The following is a 21227-nucleotide window of genomic DNA, read 5'->3' as shown; positions in this document are numbered from 1 at the left end:
CGTGCCGTGCACGATTTGCTTCTGTTAAGATAAACCCATGCAGATCGAGCCACGGCCAAACACCACCACGGACCAGTCGATGCCAGCGATGGTCGAGGGGCGGCAGCGCGTCAACGGCGACGCCATCGATCCGCAAACCTTCTTCGACCATTGCCCGTATTTTGTGTTCACGGTGGGCATGGACGGCAGGGTGCTGGCGCTGAACCTGTACTGCCGCCAGCACCTGGGGGCCTACAAGCCGGGCGAGCCGGCGGCGCGCCTGTACACCGACTGGGCGGCGCTGGTGTTGCAGGATGCGGCGCTGGCGGCCGCGCAGGAAAGCGGCTACTGGCACGGCGAACTGGAACTGCTGGGCGCCGACGGCAGCTTCCATCCGGTGACCCAGTCGATCGAATTGCAACCTGCAACGGAGCACCGGCCGGACCGCTTCCTGTGCATGGCTTACGAGCTCAACGACTACGACGTCTATGAATCGCTGCTGCGCTTCAAGCGGCTGTTCGAGCACCATCCGCAGCCGATGTGGATCTACGACCTGCAAACGCTGCGCTTCCTGATGGTCAATGGCGCCGCCGTGGCGCATTACGGCTATACCGAGGCGCAATTCCTGCAGATGACGATCAAGGACATCCGTCCACCGGACCAGGTCGCGGCGCTGGAGCGCAACCTGGCCGCCGCGCCGGCCAGGGGCGCCGAGCGGGCCGGCGACTGGACCCACGTCAAGGCCGACGGCGGCCGCATCCAGGTGCAGATCTCCTCCCATTCGCTGGTGATCGCCGGCCGCCAGGCGCGCTTCGTGGTGGCCAACGACGTGACCGAGCAATTGCGCATGGCGGCCGAACTGCACGCCTCGCAAGAGCTCAAGCAGCTGGTCATCGACCACATCCCGCACCAGATCTTCTGGAAGGACCTGGACGGCAAATACTGCGGCTGCAACACCGTGTTCGCCGCCGCCGCCGGCCTGCAGGTGGTGGAGCAGGTGGTCGGCAAGACCGACGACGATTTCCCCTGGCGCCACAACGCCGAGACCATCCGCGCCGACGACCGCGGCATCGCCGCCACCGGCCAGGCCCGTTTCAACGACGAGGACCAGCTGCTGCGCGAGGACGGCCGCCTGCACTGGTACCTGATCAACAAGCTGCCGTTCCACGACCAGCGCGGCAACATCGTCGGCGTGCTCGGCACGATCGAGGACATCACCGACCGCAAGCAGGCGGAGCAGACCTTGCAGCTGCGCGGCCGCGCGCTGGAGGCCAGCGACAACGCGGTGGTGATCACCGCCCACGGCGCCAACGGCGACCTGATCGACTACATCAATCCCGCTTTCACGCGGCTGTTCGGCTACAGCGAGGCGGCGGCGGTGGGGCGCCGGCTGGACCTGCTGCTGGAGCAGGAAAACGCCGACCGCGACGCCTTGCTGGAAGCCCTGAGCGGCGTGCACGAGCTGACCATGATGCTGCGCATCGTCCATCGCGACGGCCACCTGCTGTGGGTGCGGCTGCATGTGGCGCCGGTGCCGGTGCCCAATGGCCCGCCCAGCCACCACGTGTGCGTGCTGACCGACATGACCGAGTCGATCAATTACCAGGTCCAGCTGGAGCACCAGGCCAACCACGATCCGCTGACCGGCCTGCCGAACCGGGCGCTGTTCGGCGACCGCATGGCGCAGGCGATCAGCTATGCGGAACGCTACGGCCATCACCTGTGGGTGGTGTTCATCGACCTGGACAACTTCAAGCTGGTCAACGACAGCCTGGGCCACCAGGCCGGCGACGAGCTGCTGTGCGCGGTCGGGATCCGCCTGCGCGCCTGCCTGGCCGACAGCGACACCGTGGCCCGCCTGGGCGGCGACGAATTCCTGCTGCTGCTGTCGGACACGCCGGAGTCGCCGGCCTCGGCCGTGTTGCAGCGGGTGCAGGAAACGGTGGCCTTGCCGATCGCCATCGCCGGCCAGGTGCTGACCGTCACCTGCAGCATCGGCGTCAGCGTCTACCCGCTCGACGGCGGCGAGCCGCACCAGTTGCTCAAGCATGCGGACATCGCCATGTACCGCGCCAAGGAGGGCGGCCGCAACCAGCTGCAATTCTACGAGGCGGCCATGCACAGCCGCATCACCGAGCGCGCCATGATCGAGGCCGAGCTGCGCCATGCGCTCGAGCGCGACGAACTGAGCCTGCACTACCAGCCCAAGGTCGACCTGCGCAACGGCGCCGTGGTCGGCATGGAGGCGTTGTTGCGCTGGTGCCATCCGAGCATGGGCATGGTGTCGCCGGCGCGCTTCATCGGCGTGGCCGAGGAGACCGGCCTGATCGTGGCGATCGGGCGCTGGGTGATGCGCACCGCCTGCTTCCAGAACATGGCGTGGCAGCAGGCCGGCCTGACGCCGCTGCGGGTGGCGGTCAATGTGTCGGCGCGCCAGTTCCGCGATCCGGGCCTGAGCCGGGAAGTGCAGGCGGCCCTGTCGGACAGCGGGCTCGACGCCCACTACCTGGAGCTGGAACTGACCGAGAGCCTGGTGATGCACAACGTCGACGGCGCGGTGGCGGTGGTGCGCGACCTCAAGCAGATGGGCATCGCGCTGTCGATCGACGATTTCGGCACCGGCTATTCCAGCCTGGCCTACCTGAGGCTGTTCCCGGTCGACTACCTGAAGATCGACCAGTCGTTTGTGCGCGAGATGCTGGTCGAACCCAAGGTGGCCGCCATCGTGCGCTCGGTGATCGCGCTGGGCCAGAGCCTGGGCTTCAAGGTCATCGCCGAGGGGGTGGAGACCGAAGCCCAGCTGGCCTATCTGCGGCGCTACCTGTGCGACGAGATACAGGGCTATTTGTTCAGCAAGCCGTTGCCGGCGCCGGACTTCGGCGAGCTGCTGCGCGCCGAGCGCGCGCTGGCCCTGCCGGCCGAGGAAACGCCGGGCGGGCAGCAGACCCTGTTGTTGCTGGACGACGAGTCCAGCATCCGTTCCGCGTTGACGCGCCTGCTGCGTCCCGACGGCTACCGCATCCTGCGCGCCAACACCGCCGAGGAAGCTTTCGATCTGCTGGCCAGCCACCAGGTGCAGGTGGTGATCAGCGACCAGCGCATGCCGGGCATGAACGGCACCGAGTTCCTCAGCCGCGTGAAGGACATCTACCCCGAGACGATACGCATCATCCTGTCGGGCTACACCGAGCTGGAGGCGGTGCTGAGCGCCATCAACCGCGGCGAGATTTACCGCTTCTACACCAAGCCCTGGGACGACCTGACGCTGCGCGAGAATATCCGCGACGCCTTCCGCTACCAGAAGATGATGTTCGGCAGGCCGCCTCAGCCGGAAAGCCAGGCCAGCAATGGTTAGAATTGGTGAGATTTCCGCCCGGTAAAGTAGGCATAATTACTAAGGCCAACAATGGTTTCAGGAGGCGACATGTCCGAGTTTGTCCCGCGTACACGCATCATGGTCGTGGACGATCAGGCTGCCCATCTGAAGGCGCTATGCGACATCCTCGGGCAACATGGGTTCGACGCGGCCGGCTTCGCCACCGGCGAACTGGCGCTGGACCACCTGCGCGAACACAGCTTCGACCTGCTGCTGACCGACATGATCATGCCCGGCATGAACGGGCTGACCCTGATCGAAGCGGCGCGCGCGCTCGATTCCACCATCGCCTGCATCATCATGACCGGCGAGGGCACGGTCGATACCGCCGTCAAGGCGATGAAGATCGGCGCCTTCGACTACATCATCAAACCGTTCAAGGCGGCGACCCTGGTGCCGGTGCTGGCGCGCGCGCTCGATTCGCGCCAGCTGCGCACGCAGAACCTCAGGCTGGAGGCGGCGCTGCGCGACCGCATCGACGAGCTGGGCCGGGTGAACCTGTTCCTGGAAACGGCGCGCAAGGAGGCCGAGCGCACCAACCGCGAGAAGTCGGCCTTCCTGTCGAACATGAGCCACGAGCTGCGCACGCCGCTCAACAGCATCCTCGGCTTCGCGCAGATCCTGGCCAGCGACAAATTCCCCAAGGCCGAGGGCGAACGCCAGCGCTTCTGCCAGAACATCGTCTCGTCCGGCCGCCACTTGCTGCAGCTGGTCAACGAGATGCTGGACCTGTCCAAGATCGAGGCCGGCAAGGTGACGCTGATGGTGGGCGCGGTGCTGCTGGACGAGGTGCTGCGCGAAGTGCAGGCCATCGTCGCGCCGCTGGCCGAGAAAAGGCTGATCGCGCTGACGATGCCGGCCGACTGCAAGCTCGAGCTGTGCGTCGACCGCATGCGGCTCAAGCAGATCCTGGTGAACCTGCTGTCGAACGCGATCAAGTACAACCATGTGCACGGCAGCGTCACGGTCCACTGCAGCGTGACGCGCGGCGGCCAGGCCTGCATCGCCGTCAGCGACAGCGGCATCGGCCTCAATCCCGAGCAGATCGAGGTGATCTTCCTGCCGTTCGGCCGCGCCGGCCGCGACGAGAGCGCCGAGGAAGGCACCGGCCTGGGCCTGACCATCACCAAGCGCCTGGTCGAAGCCATGCGCGGCAGCATCAGCGTGGAAAGCCGGCCCGGCGAGGGCAGCACCTTCCGCATCGAGTTGCCGCTGCAGAGCGGGGTGGCGGCCATGCCGGGCGCGCGCGTCCCCACCCAGCACGCCAGTTGAACCAGCCGTCCATGCCGGGAGTCCCTATGAAGCGTTGGTCCCTTACCGCCTGGTTGCTGCCAGCCCTGCTCGTGGTGCTGGCCGGGATCGGCATGTGGCAGCTGCTGCGGCCGGCCGCCGGGCCCGCGCCGGCGCCGACCGCGCTGGTGATCGCCACCAACACCGAATACGTGGGCGCCTGCCCGGTGATGGCGGCCCAGGCCCAGGGCTATTTCAGGGAGCGGCAGCTGGCGGTGACGCTGCAAGCCCACACCAGCGGCCGCAAGGCGCTGGAGGCGGTCACCTCGAACCTGGCCGACATGGCGACCGTGGCCGACATCCCGATCATGTTCTTCGCCATGGACGCCACGCCGATCCAGGTGATCAGCACCATCTTCCGCACCGGCCGCGACCACGGCCTGGTGGCGCGGCGCGACCGCGGCATCGCCCGGCCGGCCGACCTCAAAGGCAAGCGCATCGGCGTCACGCTGGGCACGTCCGGCCACTTCACGCTGGAGGTGTTCCTGAACCGCCAGCGCCTCGACACCCACGACGTGACGCTGGTGAACTATCCGCCCGACGGCCTGCAGCAGGCGATCACCGACGGCGCGGTGGACGCCGTCAGCGGCTGGGATCCCTTCCTGGGCGTGGCCGAGGAAAGCCTGGGCGCCAACGCCATCCGCTTCACCGGGGCCGACGTCTACGAGAGCATCTACAACATGGTGGCGCTGTCGCGCTACATCAAGCAGAACCCGCAGACCATGGTGCGGTTGCTGCAGGCGCTGGAGCAGGGCGAGCGGTTTTGCCGCGAACATCCGGCCGCCGGCGTGGCCTTCTTTCCCAAGCTGTCGGCCAGCGGCGCCAGCGCCATGCTGGCCGCGTGGCCGGCCCACCATTTCGGCCTGGAGCTCGACCAGAGCCTGCTGCTGGTGCTGGAGGACCAGTCGCGCTGGGCCATCAAGGGCGGGCTGACGGCCGCGCGCGACGTGCCCAATTTCCTCGACTACATTTATCTCGACGGGCTCAGGACGGTGAGCCCGACCGAAGTGACGATCATCTACTAGGGGCCGACGCGTGAAAATTTCCACCCGCCTCAAGCTGGCGCAAATCATCTGCATCGTGCTGCTGGCGATCATGGCGCTGGTGTTCGGCCGCAGCACGCAGCAGATGCGGCACGAGATCGCCAAGGCGGAAATCACCGGCGATGTGCTGCGCGGCGCCGCCGCGCTGCGCTATCTGTCGCTGGAATATGTGCAGCACCACCAGACCCGCACCAAGGCGCAATGGCTGCAACGGCACCAGTCGCTGCAAAAGATGATCGCCGACGACGGCGGCTTCGACGACGAGTCCGAGCTGGCGCTGCTGCGCGACGTGCGCGAGCGCCAGCTGTCGCTGCTGGGCCTGTTCAACGAATTGCAGGGGTTGCAGGCGGAGTTCGCCCGCACGCCGGAGCGGCGCGAGATCCTGCGGGAGCTGGAGGCCAGGCTGTCGGGCCTGATGATGAACCGGGCCCAGGCGATGATGTCCGACGCCGAAGACCTGGCCCGCATCAGCCGCGTCAACATGCTGGCGGCGCAGTCCGACCTGGTGACGGCCGGCGCGGTGCTGGGCGCGCTGGTGCTGCTGGTGGTGGTGGGGGCGATGGGCCTGACCATCCGCAGCGTCAGCAAGCCGCTGGCGCGCCTGCAGCAGGCCACCAGGGTGATCGGCACGGGCAGCCTGGACGTGGTGCTGGACGCGCGCTCGGACGACGAGATCGGCAACCTGGCGCGCTCGTTCGACGGCATGGTGGAGCGGCTGCGCCAGACCACGGTCTCGCGCGATGAACTGATCCACGCCAACGTCGCGCTGCAAACCGAGGTGGCGGAACGGCAGGCGGCCGAGCGCAAGGTGGTGGCCCAGCTGGCGCGCATGAGCCTGCTGCACCAGATCACCCGCTCGATCGGCGAGCGGCAGGACTTGCCCAGCATTTTCCAGGTGGTGGTGCGCTGCCTGGAAGACCAGCTGCCGATAGCCTTCGGCGCCATCTGCCTGTACGACGGCGCCAGGCTGACGGTCAGCTGCGTCGGCATGCAGAGCCACCAGTTGTCGGCGGCGATGGCGATGGGGGAGGCGGCCCAGATCGAGATCGACGAGAACGGCCTGTCGCGCTGCGTGCGCGGCCAGCTGGTGTACGAGCCGGACATCCGCGCGGTCGAGTTCCCTTTCCCCAGGCGGCTGGCCAAGGTGGGCATGCGTTCGATGGTGCTGGCGCCGCTGCTGGCCGAAAGCACCGTGTTCGGCGTGCTGATCGTGGCGCGCGCCGAGGCCGACGCCTTTTCCAGCACCGATTGCGAATTCCTGCGCCAGCTCAGCGAGCACGTGGCGCTGGCCGCCAACCAGGCCCGGCTGTACGGCGCGCTGCAGCAGGCCTACGACGACCTGCACCAGAGCCAGGTGCAGGTGACCAAGCAGGAGCGCCTGCGCGCGCTGGGCCAAATGGCCAGCGGCATCGCGCACGACATCAACAACGCCATCTCGCCGATCGGCCTGTATGCCGAGTCGCTGCTGGAAACCGAGCGCGGCCTGAGCGAGAACGGCCGCGCCTGCTTGCAGGTGATCGAGCGCGCCATCGACGACGTCGCCGCGACCGTGGCGCGCATGCGCGAGTTCTACCGCCAGCGCGAGCCGCAGCTGACCCACAGCACCGTCAACGTCAACCTGATGCTGCAGCACGTGATCGACCTGACCCGCGCGCGCTGGTCGGACATGCCGCAGAAGCGCGGCATCGTGATCGAGATGCGCCAGGAGCTGGGGGTGGAGCTGCCGGCCATCCTCGGCGTCGAGGGCGAGATCCGCGAAGCCTTGACCAACCTGATCTTCAACGCCGTCGACGCCATGCCGGAAGGCGGCGCCGTCACGCTGCGCACCCGCCACGTCGAGCGGCTGGACGACGGCTCCGGCCCGTATGTGCTGGTGGAGGTGGCCGACAGCGGCACCGGCATGGACGAGGCGACGCAGCGGCGCTGCCTGGAGCCGTTCTTCACCACCAAGGGCGAACGCGGCACCGGCCTCGGCCTGGCCACCGTGTACGGCATGATCGAGCGCCATTCCGCCAGCATCGCCATCGAGTCGCAGCTGAACCACGGCACCGCGGTCAAGATGTATTTCCCGGTGGCGCCGGCGACGGCGGCCGGCTCGGCGCCCACGCAGGCGCAGGAACCGGGGCCGGGCCTGCGCATCCTGGTGGTGGACGACGACCCGACGGTGCTGGCGTCGCTGGAGAATATCCTGAGCCTGGACGGCCACCAGGTCACCAGGGCGGACGGCGGCCAGGCCGGCATCGACCTGTTCTGCGCGGCCGAACAGGCGGGGCAGCCGTTCGCGGTGGTGATCACCGACCTCGGCATGCCGTATGTCGACGGCCGCAAGGTGGCCGAGACGGTCAAGCGGCTGGCGCCGGCCACGCCGGTGGTGTTGCTGACCGGCTGGGGCCAGCGCCTGATCCCGGACAGCGGCGAGGCGCCGGTCCATGTCGACCAGGTGCTGAGCAAGCCGCCCAAGATGCGCGAGCTGCGGCTGGCGCTGGCCAAGTGCGCCGAGCAGCTGGCCCAGACTTGATCGGCTTGAAATACCCGTCGTTCCCGCCTGCGCGGGAATGACGGATTGGCGCTTATCGCGCTCGCCTCAATCGGCCGGCGCGAACGCGGCCGGGTCCAGCTGGTCGAGCGTGACGAGCTGGCCGCCGCCGGGCGGCGATGCTTGCCCCTGCAGGCGCGCGCGCAGCCGCTCCAGATAGTCGGCGCGGCTGCGGCGCAGCGCGTAGTCGCGGAAGTTGCTGTGTTCCAGATCGCGCCAGGCCTGCTGGCGGCCGGTCTGGGAGCTGCCCGCGGCCGCTTCGAACAGCGCCGGCTGCATCGGCGCGTCGCCGGCGGCCAGGCGGGTGTAGCCGTAGCGGTCCATATAGTCGCCGGTCAGCGTTTCGATGATGTTGATCTCGTCCACCGTCAGCTGCTGCTTGAACTTGTCGATGTTGGCGGCGATCGGCGGATAGCAGTTGGACGACCACAGCGCCGACATCTGCGACAGCTGGCGCGCTTCGCGCGAGGCGGCGCCGTCCAGCATTTGCGGCAGGAAGTCGATGCCCATGAAATCGCACACCGATTCCAGCGTGGCCTGCTGCCGCGACAGGAAGTCTTCGTAGCGTATCGTCAGCACGCGCTGCGGCCATTGCTGCAGCACGCGGTCGGCCGCCTGGTGCGCGGCCAGCCAGGTGCGGGCGTTGAGGCGGGTGTCGAAATCGTGGATGATGGCGCGGTTCATCGACGCCACCTGGGCGCGCGGATCGCGCACCACGTTCACGAACAGCATGTCGGGATACAGCGTCATCAGCTCCTGCGCGTAGTGCACGCTGTCGAGCGACTTGTCCATCACCACCTGGGCGCCACGCTGCTCGGCGGCGCGCAGCAGCAGTTCCCACACCACCCGGTGCACGCTGCGCGGCTGGTTGCGCAGCGTTTCGAAGATCTCCACCGGATCGAACACCACCTCCGGCCACTTGACCATGCTGACCGCCTGCAGGCCGACCACGTCGACCACCAGGTTGAAGTAGGCGCGGTCGTCGCGCAGGTCGCCGTACAGCGGCAGCAGCGGCACCAGGTCGACGATGTGCAGCGGGTAGGGCGAATAGAACTGCGGCGACATATTCAGCCGCAGGCGCAGCGCATGGCTGCCGCAGCGGCGCAGCGGTATCATCATCACGGGACGCGGACGCTGGTGGCCGCTGTTGCTAAACATATCGTTCATGCGATTTCTTCCTTTGAGAACTGGCCGGCGGGCGGCGCGGTGTAATAGCGGCGGAAACTGTCCATGAAGCGGCCCAGTTCCGCCGCCGGCAGGCGGTTGATGCCGGCGGCGGCCTTGCGCCCGCCACCGGTGTCGAATTGCAGGCAAAAGCCGCTGGCGCTGTGCGTCAGCGGCGCGCCGGAGCGCACGCTGACCAGGTAGGAGCCGTCGTCGCGTTCGTTGAGCACGGCGAACGAGGCGCCGCGGTGCTGGGCCGCCAGGCGGTTGGCCAGCACCCCGCTGACGCGCCGCGCCCAGGCGCTGGCGGGCAGGATGTAGACCGCGCCGGCGCCGAGTTCGGCGTGCGGGCGCAAGCCTTGCAGGCGCGCGCAATCGTCGTGGTAGCCGGCGCACAGTTCGCGGTAGATGGCGCTGCCGGCGATGAAGTCGAACGGCTGCTCGTGGCCGGCCAGCGCCCGGTACAGCGCGGCCGGGGCGATGTGCAGGTCCTGCTCGCATTCGCCGTAGGCGTTGTAGTTGAACACCTGGCCCAGTTGCGCCAGCGCCTCGACAGCGGCGCCGTCCAGGCCACTGCGGCGGGCCAGCCGGCAGGCGGCCTCGGCCAGATTGTCGCCGAACGCCGCCGCCACCGCCCAGGGCCGGTGGCGGCCTTGCAGGTGGCGGTCCACCAGGATGCTGGTGCAGACGTCGGGCGCGCCGTCGCAATGCAGGCGCAGGCGCGGATGCTCGAAGGCGCGGTCGGCCGAGTGGTGGTCGAAATAGTCGACCTCGGCGCCGCCGTCGAGCAGGCGCTGCAGCGCCGCGCAGTTGCTGTCGAGCGAGATGTCGAGCACCAGCACCCGGCCGGCGCAGCCGTCCGGCACGCGCCGCAGCAGCTCGATCTCGCGTTTGACGCCGGTCACCAGCTGCGCCGGCAGCGGGGTGTGCAGGCGCATCTGGTGCAGCGCGAAGATGCCGTCGGCGTCGCCGTTGAACACATCGTAGTTCTGCGCGGCGTCCATGGCGGCGTCAGATGAAGCGGCGCGACAGCTGTTGATACAGCCGCTCGCAGCAGGCGTCCAGCGGCAGCGCGCCGGTGTCCAGCTTGAGCGCCGGCTCCAGCGGTTCCTCGTACGGCGCCGAGATGCCGGTGAACTCCGCGATCAGCCCGGCGCGGGCCTTCTTGTACAGGCCCTTGGGGTCGCGCGCCTCGCACACGGCGGCCGAGGTGCTGACATGGGTTTCGAGGAAGTTGTCGGCGCCGATGATCTGGCGCGCCATCTCGCGGTCCTGGCGCAGCGGCGAGATGAAGGCGCAGATCACGAACAGGCCGGCGTCGTTCATGATGCGGGCCACTTCGGCGCTGCGGCGGATGTTTTCCTGGCGGTCGGCCGGCGAGAAACCGAGGTCGCGGTTCAGGTGGTGGCGCAGGTTGTCGCCGTCCAGCACGTAGGCCATGTGGCCGGCGCCGACCAGCCGGCCTTCCAGCGCCGACGCCAGGGTCGACTTGCCCGCGCCGCTGAGGCCGGTGAGCCAGATGGTCGCCGGCCGCTGCCCGGCCTGGCGGCTGCGCAGCTCGGCGCTGACCTGGCTGCCGTGCCAGAATATATGCGGCGCGGCCTGCATGCCGATGTCTTCGATTTTGTCCAGCTTACCCATCGCTATTCCCTCCGGATTAGAATTGTTCCCATTCCTGCGCATCGACCTTGGCCGTGCCGCGCGGGCGTACCGCCGTGGTCAGGGCCGGGGCGCGCGCCGACTTGGACGGCACCGCCACCGCGACCCGCTGCAGCGCCGGCCGCGCCGCGCCGGACTTGGCCTCGGTGCGGAATACGCTGACCAGCTCGTTCAGGCTGTTGACCTGGTCCTGCATGGCGTGCGCGGCGGCGGCGGCTTCCTCCACCAGCGCGGCGTTTTGCTGGGTCACGTCGTCCATCTGCGTGACCGCCGTGTTGATCTGCTCGATGCCCGACGATTGCTCCTGGCTGGCCAGCATGATCTCGGACATGATGTCGGTCACCCGTTTGACGCTGGAGACGACGTCGTGCATGGTGGTGCCGGCCTGCTCGACCAGGCGGTTGCCGGCCTGGACCTTGTCGACCGAATCGCCGATCAAGTCCTTGATTTCCTTGGCCGCCGCCGCCGAGCGCTGGGCCAGGTTGCGCACCTCGGTGGCCACCACCGCGAAGCCGCGCCCCTGTTCGCCGGCGCGCGCCGCTTCCACGGCGGCGTTCAGCGCCAGGATGTTGGTCTGGAAGGCGATGCCGTCGATGACGGCGATGATGTCGACGATCTTGCGCGCCGAGACGTCGATCGCGGCCATGGTGTCGACCACCTGCGCCACCACCGCGCCGCCCTTGGCGGCGACGTCGGAGGCCGATTCGGCCAGGCCGTTGGCCTGGCGCGCATGGTCGGTGTTCAGGCGCACGGTGCTGGTGAGCTCCTCCATCGACGAGGCGGTTTCCTCCAGCGTGCTGGCCTGCTGCTCGGTGCGCGAGGACAGGTCCAGGTTGCCGGAGGCGATCTGGCCGGCGGCGGCGGCGATGGTCTCGGTGCTGGCGTGCACCTGGTTGACGATGCGGGCCAGGCTGTCGCGCATGGTGCGCATGGCGAACAGCAGGCTGTGCTGGTCGTCGGCCCTGGGATCGATGCGCACCGTCAGGTTGCCGGCGGCGATCTGGCCGGCGATCTCGGCCGCTTCGCCCGGCTCGCAGCCCAGCTCGCGGGTGACGCCGCGGGTGATCAGCCAGGCCGCCACCACGCTGGTCAGCAGGGCCAGCGAGCCGATGATCAGCATCACGGTGCGGGCCTGGGCATAGGCCACCTCGGCCGCGTCGGTCGCCTCCAGGTTCTGTGCTTCCTCGATCGCGATCAGCTTGCGCAGCAATTCCCACCAGCGCTTCTGCACCGGCCGGAATTCATAGCGCAGCAGCTTATAGGCGTCGTCCTGTTTTTGTTCCAGCGCCAGCGCGGCGGCGCGCTCGATGAACGGTATCGCCAGCTCCGCTTGCTTGCGGATTTGATCCAGCAACTCTTTTTCCTCGGCCGAGGTGCCGGCCAGCGTCGCGAACATCTGCCCCAGCTTGTCCTGGGCGGCCGCATATTTCTTCTGCTGCTCGGCGATGCGGTTGACCTCGATCTGGATTTCCTTGTCTTCCTTGAGCAGGATCAGGTTGCGCGTGGCGAGCGCGCGCTCTGTAACTGTCAGGTCCATGGTCTGGGCCAGTTTGGTTTCGACATTGTTGATCTTGGTGATCTCGTCCAGCCGTCCCTGGATCTGCCGCATGCTGGTCAGGGCCAGCGCGATGATTACCAACAGAAACACGGCGCCCAGGCCGAATCCCAGTCCCAGCCGGTTGGCCACTGTCCAATTCTGAAATTTCATGCTGCCTCCTTAAGGCCTTATTTGCATTCCAAATATCCATATGAGCATTTGGCAGAACGTTTCCACGATCTTAGAGGTCAGAAGAGGCTAGCAAACTCTCACATAATCACTTTCAACACTGGTGCAACAAAGAAATATCTATTGGTTGCGCCTGTTGAAACTTTTAGTTGCTAAAGTTATGCCATGCAGCAACTCAAATGGATGTTCTTTTTACATTTGTTGGTGGCAAAGACTCACTACGCAGAATCCGCCTCTGGGCATCAGCGGCCAACAGGGCTAAAATGCAGGTTGGGGCCGTTGCCAGATTACGACACACCATCTTGTAATCTGAAACGGAGGAATTCAATCGGCGGGTATCGCCCGCATGACATGGAATGAACATGGCAACACAGAAAACTAAAATCATCTACACGCTGACCGATGAAGCGCCCATGCTGGCGACCTATTCGCTGCTGCCTATTATCAAGAAGTTCGCGGCATCGGCTGGCGTGGACGTGACCTCCAGCGACATTTCGGTGGCGGCACGGGTGCTGGCCGAGTTCCCCGAATTCCTGAGCGACGAGCAGAAGGTCCCGAATACCCTGGCCGAACTGGGCGCACTGACCCAGCTCGCCGACACCAACATCATCAAGCTGCCGAACATCAGCGCCTCGGTCGGCCAGCTGACCACCTGCATCCGCGAGTTGCAAGCGCGCGGCTACAAGCTGCCGGACTATCCGGAAGATGCCAAGACCGACGCCGACAAGGCCCTCAAGGCCCGCTACGGCAAGTGCGTCGGCAGCTCGGTCAACCCGGTGCTGCGCGAAGGTAACTCCGACCGCCGCGCGCCGAAGGCCGTCAAAGAGTTCGCCCGCAAGCACCCGCATTCGATGGGCGAGTGGAGCCAGGCTTCGCGCACCCACGTTTCGCACATGCACCACGGCGACTTCTACCACGGCGAAAAATCGCTGACCCTGGGCCAGGCGCGCGATGTCAAGATGGAACTGATCACCGCTTCCGGCAAGACCATCGTGCTGAAACCCAAGGTCTCGCTGAAGGCCGGCGAAATCATCGACAGCATGTTCATGAGCAAAAAGGCCTTGCTGGAGTTCTACGAGAAGGAAATCGACGACGCCTTCAAGACCGGCGTGATGTTCTCGCTGCACGTCAAGGCCACCATGATGAAGGTGTCGCACCCGATCGTGTTCGGCCACTGCGTGCGCATCTTCTACAAGGACGCGTTCGCCAAGCACGCGGCGCTGTTCGATGAACTGGGCGTCAACGTCAACAACGGCATGGCCAACCTGTACGAGAAGATCGAAAAGCTGCCGACCTCGCAGAAGGAAGAGATTCTGAAGGACCTGCACGCCTGCCACGCCAACCGTCCGGAACTGGCCATGGTCGACTCGGCCAAGGGCATCACCAACTTCCACTCGCCGAACGACATCATCGTCGACGCCTCGATGCCGGCCATGATCCGCATCGGCGGCAAGATGTGGGGCGCCGACGGCCGTCCGAAGGACGTCAAGGCGGTGATGCCGGAATCGACCTTCGCCCGCATCTACCAGGAAATGATCGGCTTCTGCAAATGGCATGGCAACTTCGATCCGAAGACCATGGGCACCGTGCCCAACGTCGGCCTGATGGCCCAGCAAGCCGAGGAATACGGCTCGCACGACAAGACCTTCGAAGTGTCGGAAGCCGGCGTCGCCAACATCACCGACCTGGCCACCGGCGAAGTGCTGCTGACCCAGAACGTCGAAGAAGGCGATATCTGGCGCATGTGCCAGGTCAAGGACGCGCCGATCCGCGACTGGGTCAAGCTGGCCGTCACCCGCGCCCGCAATTCCGGCATGCCTGCCGTGTTCTGGCTGGACAGCTATCGTCCGCACGAGAATGAAGTGATCAAGAAGGTGCAAACCTACCTGAAGGACCACGACACCACGGGGCTGGAAATCCATATCATGTCGCAGACCCGCGCCATGCGCTACACGCTGGAGCGCGCCTTCCGCGGCCTGGACACCATCTCGGTGACCGGCAACATCCTGCGCGACTACCTGACCGACCTGTTCCCGATCCTGGAACTGGGCACCAGCGCCAAGATGTTGTCCATCGTTCCGCTGATGGCGGGCGGCGGCATGTACGAAACCGGCGCCGGCGGCTCGGCGCCCAAGCACGTCAAGCAGCTGGTGGAAGAAAACCACCTGCGCTGGGATTCGCTGGGCGAGTTCCTGGCGCTGGCGGTATCGCTGGAAGACCTGGGCATCAAGACCGGCAACGCCAAGGCCAAGCTGTTGGCCAAGACGCTGGACGAAGCCACCGGCAAGCTGCTCGACAACAACAAGTCGCCATCGACCCGCACCGGCGAGCTGGACAACCGTGGCAGCCACTTCTACCTGTCGCTGTACTGGTCGCAGGCGCTGGCGGCGCAGACCGACGACGCCGAACTGCAAGCTTACTTCGCGCCGTTGGCGAAGACGCTGGCGGCCAACGAAGCCAAGATCGTCGAAGAGCTGAACTCGGTGCAGGGCAAGGCGATGGATATCGGCGGTTACTACTATCCGGATCCAGCCAAGACCGAAGCGGTCATGCGTCCAAGCGCCACCTTCAACGCGGCTATCGCAGCGATCTGAAGCTAGCGTAGTTTGGTAGCAAAAAGGGCAGCCGAGGCTGCCCTTTTTTATGTCGGCGTATCCCTTGCATCCACATAAGCCCAGGCGACAGTTCCCGAGGCCAGCACAACGCTCTGACGGCGATAGGCCGCCACCTCGTAGCGGTCCGAATCCCGCAGCTCATCGGCCGCCACCGCCAGCACCGAGCCTGCAACCTGGTCTTCCGCCGAGCCGGTGTAGGAAACGATGGGGTGATGCGTCTTGCCGCTGGTTGCGACCACGGCCGGATCGTCTATGGCCACGGCCGACAGGCGATATCCCGGCAGGCTGTCCTGATGGCCGGACAGCAGGCGGCCAAACGTCGCCATCTGCACTTCCGGCTGTTGCAGCGTGCCGTAGGAGAATAGCATTTCAGTTGCATCGGTAGAGCGTGATTCCATCTGCGTTTCCTTGTCGTTTCAGAGTGTTGCCTTGCGGCTGGCCCACACAATCGGCAGGCCGAACAATAGTATATGGGAGGCGAGGTCCAACACCGTCGACAGCGGCTGGAACGTGACAGGGCGGGGGAAGGCCGACAGCGGCAACACCACCAGCCGCATCGCCAGGAACACCAGGATGCCGAACAGCACCGCCGACAGCAGCGGCTTGGCCAGCAAGGCCGGCGCCTGCCGCGCCGTCAGCAGGAACAGCGCCATCCACGCGAAGCTGAGGACGAAGTGGCTCAGCAATCCAACCGTCGCCGTCAGCGCGCCGCCGCTGAAGGCCGCGCTGCCCAACAGGCCGCTGGCGACGATCTGCAGCAGGCGCTCCGGCGTCAGGCCGTTGTAGACGGCGAACGAAATCGCGAAAGTGATATCGAGCGCGCCGGCCACGGCGCCCCCGACCAGTACGGCAAACGGAATCGACCAGCGTTTCATGTCTCAGCCTCCTGTGGTTTTGCAGCGTCTTATTTTAAAAGCAAATCCGCAGGAGGTCGAGCGCATTAAATCGAGCGGCCGTCGTAGTGATTGACGGGGATGGCGGCCAGGTCTATCCCCTCGATGCAACGCAGATTGATCGCCGCCACCGGGTCGCCGTTGGGCGCCACCCCTTCGCTGTAGGGCGAGATGCCGCAGGTCGGGCAGAAGCGGTGTTTGATCACGTGCTTGTTGAACAGATAGGTGCTGGCGTTGTCGTCCGGCGTCAGCAGATGCATGTCCGGGCGCGGCACGAACCACATTAGCGTGCCCTTGCGCTGGCACATCGAGCAGTTGCAGGACAGCGCCGAAGCGATCTCGCCTTCGGCCTCGAATTTCACTCTGCCGCAATGGCAGCTTCCCTGGTATTTCATAGCGAACCTCCTGAAAAGTAACGATCAAGACTGCTGAAGAAAAGAGCCCAGCCCCGTTCATGATTGATGCGGGCCTGCTCGTCGAAGAAGCGGTCGTGCACGAAACGCAGTTCCGTGCCTTCCGCCACCGGCGTTAAATCGATGCTGATGCGCGACTGCCGTTCCGGCGTGCTATGCCAGGCCCAGGTAAATACCAGCCGCGTAAAAGGCGCCACTTCCTGATAAACGCCGGTCAATTGGTTCAAGCCGCCGTCCGGGCCGGCGAAGGCCAGGTGATATTGGCCGCCTACGCGCAGGTCGAGCTCGGCCCTGGTCAGCGAGGCTGCGCCGGGCCCGAACCACTGGCTCAGCGCTTGCGGGTCGGTCCAGGCGCGCCAGACTTTTTCGGGGCTGACGGGGTAGACCCGTCGGAGGCTGACTTGGGCGGGCTGTTCGGTGGTTGGCATGATGCGATTTCCTCCTGGTGATAGAGATAGCGTCCCAGCGAATCGAGCTGGTCGGTCCAGAAACGCTGGTAGTGGGCGATCCACACGGCGGCATCCTGCATGGGCGCCGCATGCAGCTCGCAGCGCACCACGCGTCCTTCCTTCGAGCGGGCGATCAGGCCGGCCGTTTCCAGCACGGCCAGGTGTTTCATGAAGCCGGGCAGCGACATCTGATACCGCTGCGCCAACTCCGTGACGGTGCAACTGCCGTCGCCCAATTGCGCCAGCACGCCGCGCCGCGTGGCATCGGACAGCGCCGCGAAGACCAGGTCCAGCTGGGGATCTTTATAGTTAACCATAAGGTATAGTATTGGCGAAGGCGATGGCCGTGTCAAGCCCCAAATCTTGACAGGCCATGACAGCGGAAGGCGCCGCAGTTTTCGTTGTTAAAATGTAATTTATTGCAAGGAAAAATAGAACTTTCGCCAACGTGAATATGGGTGTAATCTCAATTGAATTGATTATTTATTTTAAATAAGAGGCACGCCGAAACATAGAAATTGCAAGTGACCCGGACCCCATCGCTATTATTGCGACTATTCGGGTTGAATTCCGTTGAGTACATTTTTTTATTCCGACGAAGCAATATAAGGAATGCGACCAATGAATGCCGCCGTGGTACCGAATGTTGAGGAATCGAAATATATTGCCCGAATCATGATAGTTGAAGACGAAAGAGTAGTCGCGCTCGATCTTTCCTCGACGCTGGAGAAGTTGGGTTATTCCGTGATAGGCAGTGTGATTTCAGGCGATGAAGCGATCGAGTGTGCGCGCGAAATGCGTCCTGATCTAATTTTGATGGATATTCGATTGAATGGAAAGATCGATGGCATCGATGCTGCGGAGGAAATCCACCGCTTCTTAAACTGCCCGGTTATTTTTCTCACGGCGTATTCGGATGAACAAACCCTGCATCGCGCCAAGCAAGTTACGCCGTTCGGCTACCTGGTCAAGCCGTTCAAGATGCTGGAGTTGCGCTGCACCATAGAAGTCGCCCTGCATAAAAATACCATCGAGGAGCGCCTGCGCGAACAGGAACGCTGGTTTTCGACCACGTTGCGCTCCCTGAGCGACGCCGTGATTGCCACCGACCCCTCAAACAAGATCCGTTTTCTCAATCCCTCGGCGGAATTGCTGACGGGGTGGGACGCGAAGGAAGCCCAGGGGCGCGAAATCCGCGAAATTCTCGAACTGGTGCGTATCCGCGTGTCGCTGCCCGAAGTGGTCAGACGCAGCAGCGGCACGTTTGAAGACATCCCTTCCCCGGTGGAGCTGCAAACTTTTTTTGTCAACCGGCAAGGTGAAACCATTGAGATCGACGATGTGACGGCCGCGATAGTTGACGATAGCGGCATGGGTCTTGGGCAGGTGATGGTGTTTCGGGACATCACTGAGCAGCGTCGGAATCTGGAGGAGATTCGTCAATTGACTGTCGAGCTGGAGCGGCGTGTCGATGAACGAACGGATCAACTGCTGACGGTGAACAATCAGCTGTTATCGGCAACAAAGGTGAAAAGTGAATTTCTGAACCGGATGTCGCGTGAATTGCGCACGCCGCTCAATTCCATCATCGGATTCTCAAGGCTATTTCTAATAGGAAAAATAGGCGAACTCACAGACAATCAACGAAAATATATTCGATACGTCTCCGAGAGCGGAGATCATCTGCTGTCGCTGATCAACGATATTCTCGATCTGTCGAAAATCGAGGCGGGGAAAATGACGCTGGAGCTGGAACTTCTGGATATTAACTCCGAATTGAGTTCCTGCCTGGTGATAGTCATGGACCACGCGCGGAAGCGAAATATAAATGTCCAGATCGTGCCATTCAATTCCATGCACCTGCTGCTGGCCGACCGGCGAAAGTTTAAGCAGATTATCCTGAATTTGCTGTCGAATGCGGTTAAATTCATGCGCGACGGCGGCAGTGTGAGCATCAGCGCACGCGAAGTCCGACGCGATGCCGTCAGGATAGACGTCCCGGCCGCCGGCGCGGCCCGACTGCTGCCGCTGCCGGAGCATGCATTCCAGGAGTTTATTGAAATCGCCATCGCCGACACTGGCATGGGCATCGATGATCTCGATAGGATCTTTCAGGTCTTTACACAATTCGATTCATCGCTTGCGCGCGAAAGTGACGGGACTGGCCTGGGATTGAGTTTAGTCAAGCAACTCACCGAATTGCATGGCGGCACCGTCGCCGTGTCCAGCATTCCGAAGCATGGGTCCACCTTTGTCATTTGGTTGCCGTTGCGCATAGGGGAGCAGGCACAGGTAGCCGTTGCAACCAAGTTTCGACACCTGCCCTCCAGCTTGAACGGGGCGAAATTATGACGGCCGGCGTGGGCCCCGGTCACGACTGCGCCGTGTTCATGGTCGATCTGGACGGCAAAATTTCGAGCTGGAACGCCGAGGCGGCGCGTTTCAACGGCATGCAGACGGAAACCGTGCTGGGACGCGATTTCTCCAATTTATTTACCGCCGAGGCCATCGCCGGCGACCAGCTCCGATGCGATCTGGCCACCGTCGCCAGGGACGGCGGCTATGTCGGTGAAGGATGGCGCCTGGGCCACAACGGGGTCAGGTTTTGGGCGAGCATAGTGATGACCACCATGCGTGACGCCGATGGCGGCTTGAATGGATACTGCGCCGTCATTCGCGACCTGGGCGAAAACTCGCTGGGATCGCAGCAGTTCCGCCTGGCGATAGAAGCGACGCCGACCGGCATGATTGTCGTTGACCAGTCCGGTCGAATTGCGCTCGTCAACGCCCAGATTGAAAGCCTGTTCGGTTATACGCGTGCCGAATTGATAGGCCAGGCCGTGGAGCTGCTGGTGCCGGTGCGATTTCGCGGCGCGCATCCGTCGTTCCGTTCGGGATTCTTTGGCGCGCCGCATGCGCGCATGATGGGGGCAGGGCGCGACCTCTATGGCTTGCATAAAGATGGACGGGAAGTGCCGATCGAAATCGGGCTCAATCCGCTCGAAACCTCCGAAGGCGTATTTGTCCTGAGTTCGATCGTCGATATTACGGAACGCAAGCGCGCCAGCGAGCAATTCCGCCTGGCGATCGAGGCTTCGCCCACCGGCATGATCATGGTCGATCGGGATGGTTGCATCGTCTTGGTGAACGCGCATGTGGAGGCATTGTTCGGCTATGCGCGGGAGGAACTGATCGGACGCGCGGTGGAGATGCTGGTGCCTCAGCAATTCCGTCAACCCCATCCAGGATTCAGGCAGGATTTTTTCAAGGCGCCGCACAGTCGCCCGATGGGCGCGGGACGCGACTTGCGCGGGCTGCATAAAAGCGGCGAGGAGATCCCCATCGAGATTTCGCTCAACCCGGTGGAGACGGCGGACGGGAAATTCGTACTTTGTTCGGTGGTCAATATCACCGAGCGGATACGGGTGCAGCACCAGCGCGAGACGCTGCTGCAGGAGATCCACCATCGGATCAAAAACAATCTGCAAGTTGTTTCCAGCCTCATCAGCATCCAGTTAAACCGCACCGATGACGCCGCCAGCCGCGACTCGCTGAGCGGCTGCGCGGCGCGGGTGCAGGCGATCGCGCTGATCCACTCGATGCTGTACCAAACCCATGACTACTTGCATATTTCTTTTTCGGAATACGTCCATCAGCTGGCGGGCAATGTATTCAGCGCGGCTGACGGCGGCGCCAGCGGCGGCCGCGTTTCGCTGGAGCTTACCGTCGACAAAGTCGAGCTGCATGTCGATAAAGCCGTCCCCTGTGGCCTGATCCTGAACGAGTTGATTACCAATGCGCTCAAGCATGGGTTCCCGGATAATAAGCACGGCATCGTGCGGGTGGAACTGCATCTGGCCGGACACGACCGCCTGTGCTTGATCGTCAAAGACAACGGGGTGGGCATACCGACCAACCTCAACCCGCTGGAGGTCAAGTCGGTCGGCATGCAGCTGGTGCGCGAGCTGGCCGTGCAGCTTCGGGCGACATTAGCCGTTGAGCGCGACGATTGGACTTCGTTCAAGCTGGAATTTTCTAGCGAAGTGTGAAATCGCGGATCGCGTGCATGATGTCTGAAAATAAG

The 21227-nt window shown here is 64.2% G+C and carries 16 protein-coding genes; 7 read left to right on the top strand and 9 right to left on the bottom strand.

Annotated features, from left to right (window positions below):
• Positions 1–37: 37 nt before the first annotated feature.
• The 4 genes from AC1RMD_RS09865 (at position 38) to AC1RMD_RS09850 (ending at position 8206) form a co-directional block, all read left to right on the top strand.
• Entirely contained in the window at positions 38–3334 is a 3297-nt protein-coding gene (locus AC1RMD_RS09865) for an EAL domain-containing protein (RefSeq protein WP_492926091.1), read from the top strand.
• A gap of 69 nt (positions 3335–3403) precedes the next feature.
• Positions 3404–4627, top strand: coding sequence for a sensor histidine kinase (locus AC1RMD_RS09860; RefSeq protein WP_492926089.1), 1224 nt, complete (start codon positions 3404–3406; stop codon positions 4625–4627).
• Positions 4628–4653: 26 nt separating this feature from the next.
• The gene (locus AC1RMD_RS09855; protein ID WP_492926087.1) at positions 4654–5670 is read left to right on the top strand and encodes an ABC transporter substrate-binding protein; all 1017 of its coding nucleotides are present in this window, start codon (positions 4654–4656) and stop codon (positions 5668–5670) included.
• A gap of 10 nt (positions 5671–5680) precedes the next feature.
• Positions 5681–8206 (top strand): ATP-binding protein, encoded by a 2526-nt coding sequence (locus tag AC1RMD_RS09850; protein WP_492926085.1) that lies wholly within the window; start codon positions 5681–5683, stop codon positions 8204–8206.
• Between the two features lie 66 nt (positions 8207–8272).
• Here the strand turns inward: AC1RMD_RS09850 and AC1RMD_RS09845 are convergent, their stop codons facing one another.
• Genes AC1RMD_RS09845 through AC1RMD_RS09830 form a run of 4 tightly spaced genes read right to left on the bottom strand, consistent with a single transcriptional unit; the run spans position 8273 to position 12755 of the window.
• On the bottom strand, positions 8273–9391 hold the full coding sequence (locus AC1RMD_RS09845) for a sulfotransferase family protein (RefSeq protein ID WP_492926083.1): 1119 nt from the start codon (positions 9389–9391) through the stop codon (positions 8273–8275).
• Positions 9388–10392, bottom strand: a complete 1005-nt coding sequence (locus AC1RMD_RS09840) for a hypothetical protein (protein ID WP_492926081.1) — start codon at positions 10390–10392, stop codon at positions 9388–9390. The genes AC1RMD_RS09845 and AC1RMD_RS09840 overlap by 4 nt, the downstream gene beginning before the upstream one ends.
• 7 nt (positions 10393–10399) lie before the next feature.
• Positions 10400–11029, bottom strand: coding sequence for an adenylyl-sulfate kinase (gene cysC / locus AC1RMD_RS09835; RefSeq protein WP_492926079.1), 630 nt, complete (start codon positions 11027–11029; stop codon positions 10400–10402).
• Positions 11030–11045: 16 nt separating this feature from the next.
• Entirely contained in the window at positions 11046–12755 is a 1710-nt protein-coding gene (locus tag AC1RMD_RS09830) for a methyl-accepting chemotaxis protein (RefSeq protein WP_492926077.1), read from the bottom strand.
• A gap of 380 nt (positions 12756–13135) precedes the next feature.
• On the opposite strand from AC1RMD_RS09830, the gene AC1RMD_RS09825 reads away from it, so the two are divergent.
• Positions 13136–15367 carry an NADP-dependent isocitrate dehydrogenase gene (locus tag AC1RMD_RS09825; protein ID WP_492926075.1) on the top strand — a complete coding sequence of 744 codons (2232 nt, stop codon included), beginning with the start codon at positions 13136–13138 and terminating at the stop codon, positions 15365–15367.
• Positions 15368–15414: 47 nt separating this feature from the next.
• Here AC1RMD_RS09825 and AC1RMD_RS09820 read toward each other — a convergent pair whose 3' ends face one another.
• From AC1RMD_RS09820 to AC1RMD_RS09800, 5 genes are all read right to left on the bottom strand, one after another.
• Complete coding sequence (locus AC1RMD_RS09820) at positions 15415–15786, bottom strand: gamma-glutamylcyclotransferase family protein (RefSeq protein WP_492926073.1); 372 nt, start codon at positions 15784–15786, stop codon at positions 15415–15417.
• 18 nt (positions 15787–15804) lie between these two features.
• The gene (locus tag AC1RMD_RS09815; RefSeq protein WP_492926071.1) at positions 15805–16263 is read right to left on the bottom strand and encodes a hypothetical protein; all 459 of its coding nucleotides are present in this window, start codon (positions 16261–16263) and stop codon (positions 15805–15807) included.
• A gap of 65 nt (positions 16264–16328) precedes the next feature.
• The gene (locus AC1RMD_RS09810; RefSeq protein ID WP_492926069.1) at positions 16329–16676 is read right to left on the bottom strand and encodes a GFA family protein; all 348 of its coding nucleotides are present in this window, start codon (positions 16674–16676) and stop codon (positions 16329–16331) included.
• Positions 16673–17122, bottom strand: a complete 450-nt coding sequence (locus tag AC1RMD_RS09805; RefSeq protein WP_492926067.1) for an SRPBCC family protein — start codon at positions 17120–17122, stop codon at positions 16673–16675. Before AC1RMD_RS09805 ends, AC1RMD_RS09810 begins: the two co-directional genes overlap by 4 nt.
• Positions 17023–17460 (bottom strand): ArsR/SmtB family transcription factor, encoded by a 438-nt coding sequence (locus AC1RMD_RS09800; protein ID WP_492926065.1) that lies wholly within the window; start codon positions 17458–17460, stop codon positions 17023–17025. The genes AC1RMD_RS09805 and AC1RMD_RS09800 overlap by 100 nt, the downstream gene beginning before the upstream one ends.
• A gap of 304 nt (positions 17461–17764) precedes the next feature.
• Between AC1RMD_RS09800 and AC1RMD_RS09795 the strand changes: the two genes are divergently transcribed.
• A complete protein-coding gene (locus AC1RMD_RS09795; protein WP_492926063.1) occupies positions 17765–19495 on the top strand; it encodes a hybrid sensor histidine kinase/response regulator in 1731 nt (576 codons plus the stop codon).
• Complete coding sequence (locus AC1RMD_RS09790) at positions 19492–21192, top strand: PAS domain-containing sensor histidine kinase (protein ID WP_492926061.1); 1701 nt, start codon at positions 19492–19494, stop codon at positions 21190–21192. The genes AC1RMD_RS09795 and AC1RMD_RS09790 overlap by 4 nt, the downstream gene beginning before the upstream one ends.
• Positions 21193–21227: the final 35 nt, after the last annotated feature.

The sequence above is a fragment of the Duganella sp. GW822-FHT06D06 genome (genome assembly GCF_058799615.1).
The sequence above is the reverse complement of the archived record's forward strand: the minus strand, read 5'-3'. Positions and strand labels throughout refer to the sequence as shown.

What these genes read in the sequence shown, in the direction of transcription:
- AC1RMD_RS09815 (WP_492926071.1), bottom strand. Translation starts at nt 16,263, where the DNA reads ATGAAACGCTGGTCGATTCCGTTTGCCGTACTGGTCGGGGGCGCCGTG.
- AC1RMD_RS09855 (WP_492926087.1), top strand. Translation starts at nt 4,654, where the DNA reads ATGAAGCGTTGGTCCCTTACCGCCTGGTTGCTGCCAGCCCTGCTCGTG.
- AC1RMD_RS09830 (WP_492926077.1), bottom strand. Translation starts at nt 12,755, where the DNA reads ATGAAATTTCAGAATTGGACAGTGGCCAACCGGCTGGGACTGGGATTC.
- AC1RMD_RS09805 (WP_492926067.1), bottom strand. Translation starts at nt 17,122, where the DNA reads ATGCCAACCACCGAACAGCCCGCCCAAGTCAGCCTCCGACGGGTCTAC.
- AC1RMD_RS09840 (WP_492926081.1), bottom strand. Translation starts at nt 10,392, where the DNA reads ATGGACGCCGCGCAGAACTACGATGTGTTCAACGGCGACGCCGACGGC.
- AC1RMD_RS09845 (WP_492926083.1), bottom strand. Translation starts at nt 9,391, where the DNA reads ATGAACGATATGTTTAGCAACAGCGGCCACCAGCGTCCGCGTCCCGTG.
- AC1RMD_RS09810 (WP_492926069.1), bottom strand. Translation starts at nt 16,676, where the DNA reads ATGAAATACCAGGGAAGCTGCCATTGCGGCAGAGTGAAATTCGAGGCC.
- AC1RMD_RS09795 (WP_492926063.1), top strand. Translation starts at nt 17,765, where the DNA reads ATGAATGCCGCCGTGGTACCGAATGTTGAGGAATCGAAATATATTGCC.
- AC1RMD_RS09790 (WP_492926061.1), top strand. Translation starts at nt 19,492, where the DNA reads ATGACGGCCGGCGTGGGCCCCGGTCACGACTGCGCCGTGTTCATGGTC.
- AC1RMD_RS09820 (WP_492926073.1), bottom strand. Translation starts at nt 15,786, where the DNA reads ATGGAATCACGCTCTACCGATGCAACTGAAATGCTATTCTCCTACGGC.
- AC1RMD_RS09860 (WP_492926089.1), top strand. Translation starts at nt 3,404, where the DNA reads ATGTCCGAGTTTGTCCCGCGTACACGCATCATGGTCGTGGACGATCAG.
- cysC (WP_492926079.1), bottom strand. Translation starts at nt 11,029, where the DNA reads ATGGGTAAGCTGGACAAAATCGAAGACATCGGCATGCAGGCCGCGCCG.
- AC1RMD_RS09825 (WP_492926075.1), top strand. Translation starts at nt 13,136, where the DNA reads ATGGCAACACAGAAAACTAAAATCATCTACACGCTGACCGATGAAGCG.
- AC1RMD_RS09800 (WP_492926065.1), bottom strand. Translation starts at nt 17,460, where the DNA reads ATGGTTAACTATAAAGATCCCCAGCTGGACCTGGTCTTCGCGGCGCTG.
- AC1RMD_RS09865 (WP_492926091.1), top strand. Translation starts at nt 38, where the DNA reads ATGCAGATCGAGCCACGGCCAAACACCACCACGGACCAGTCGATGCCA.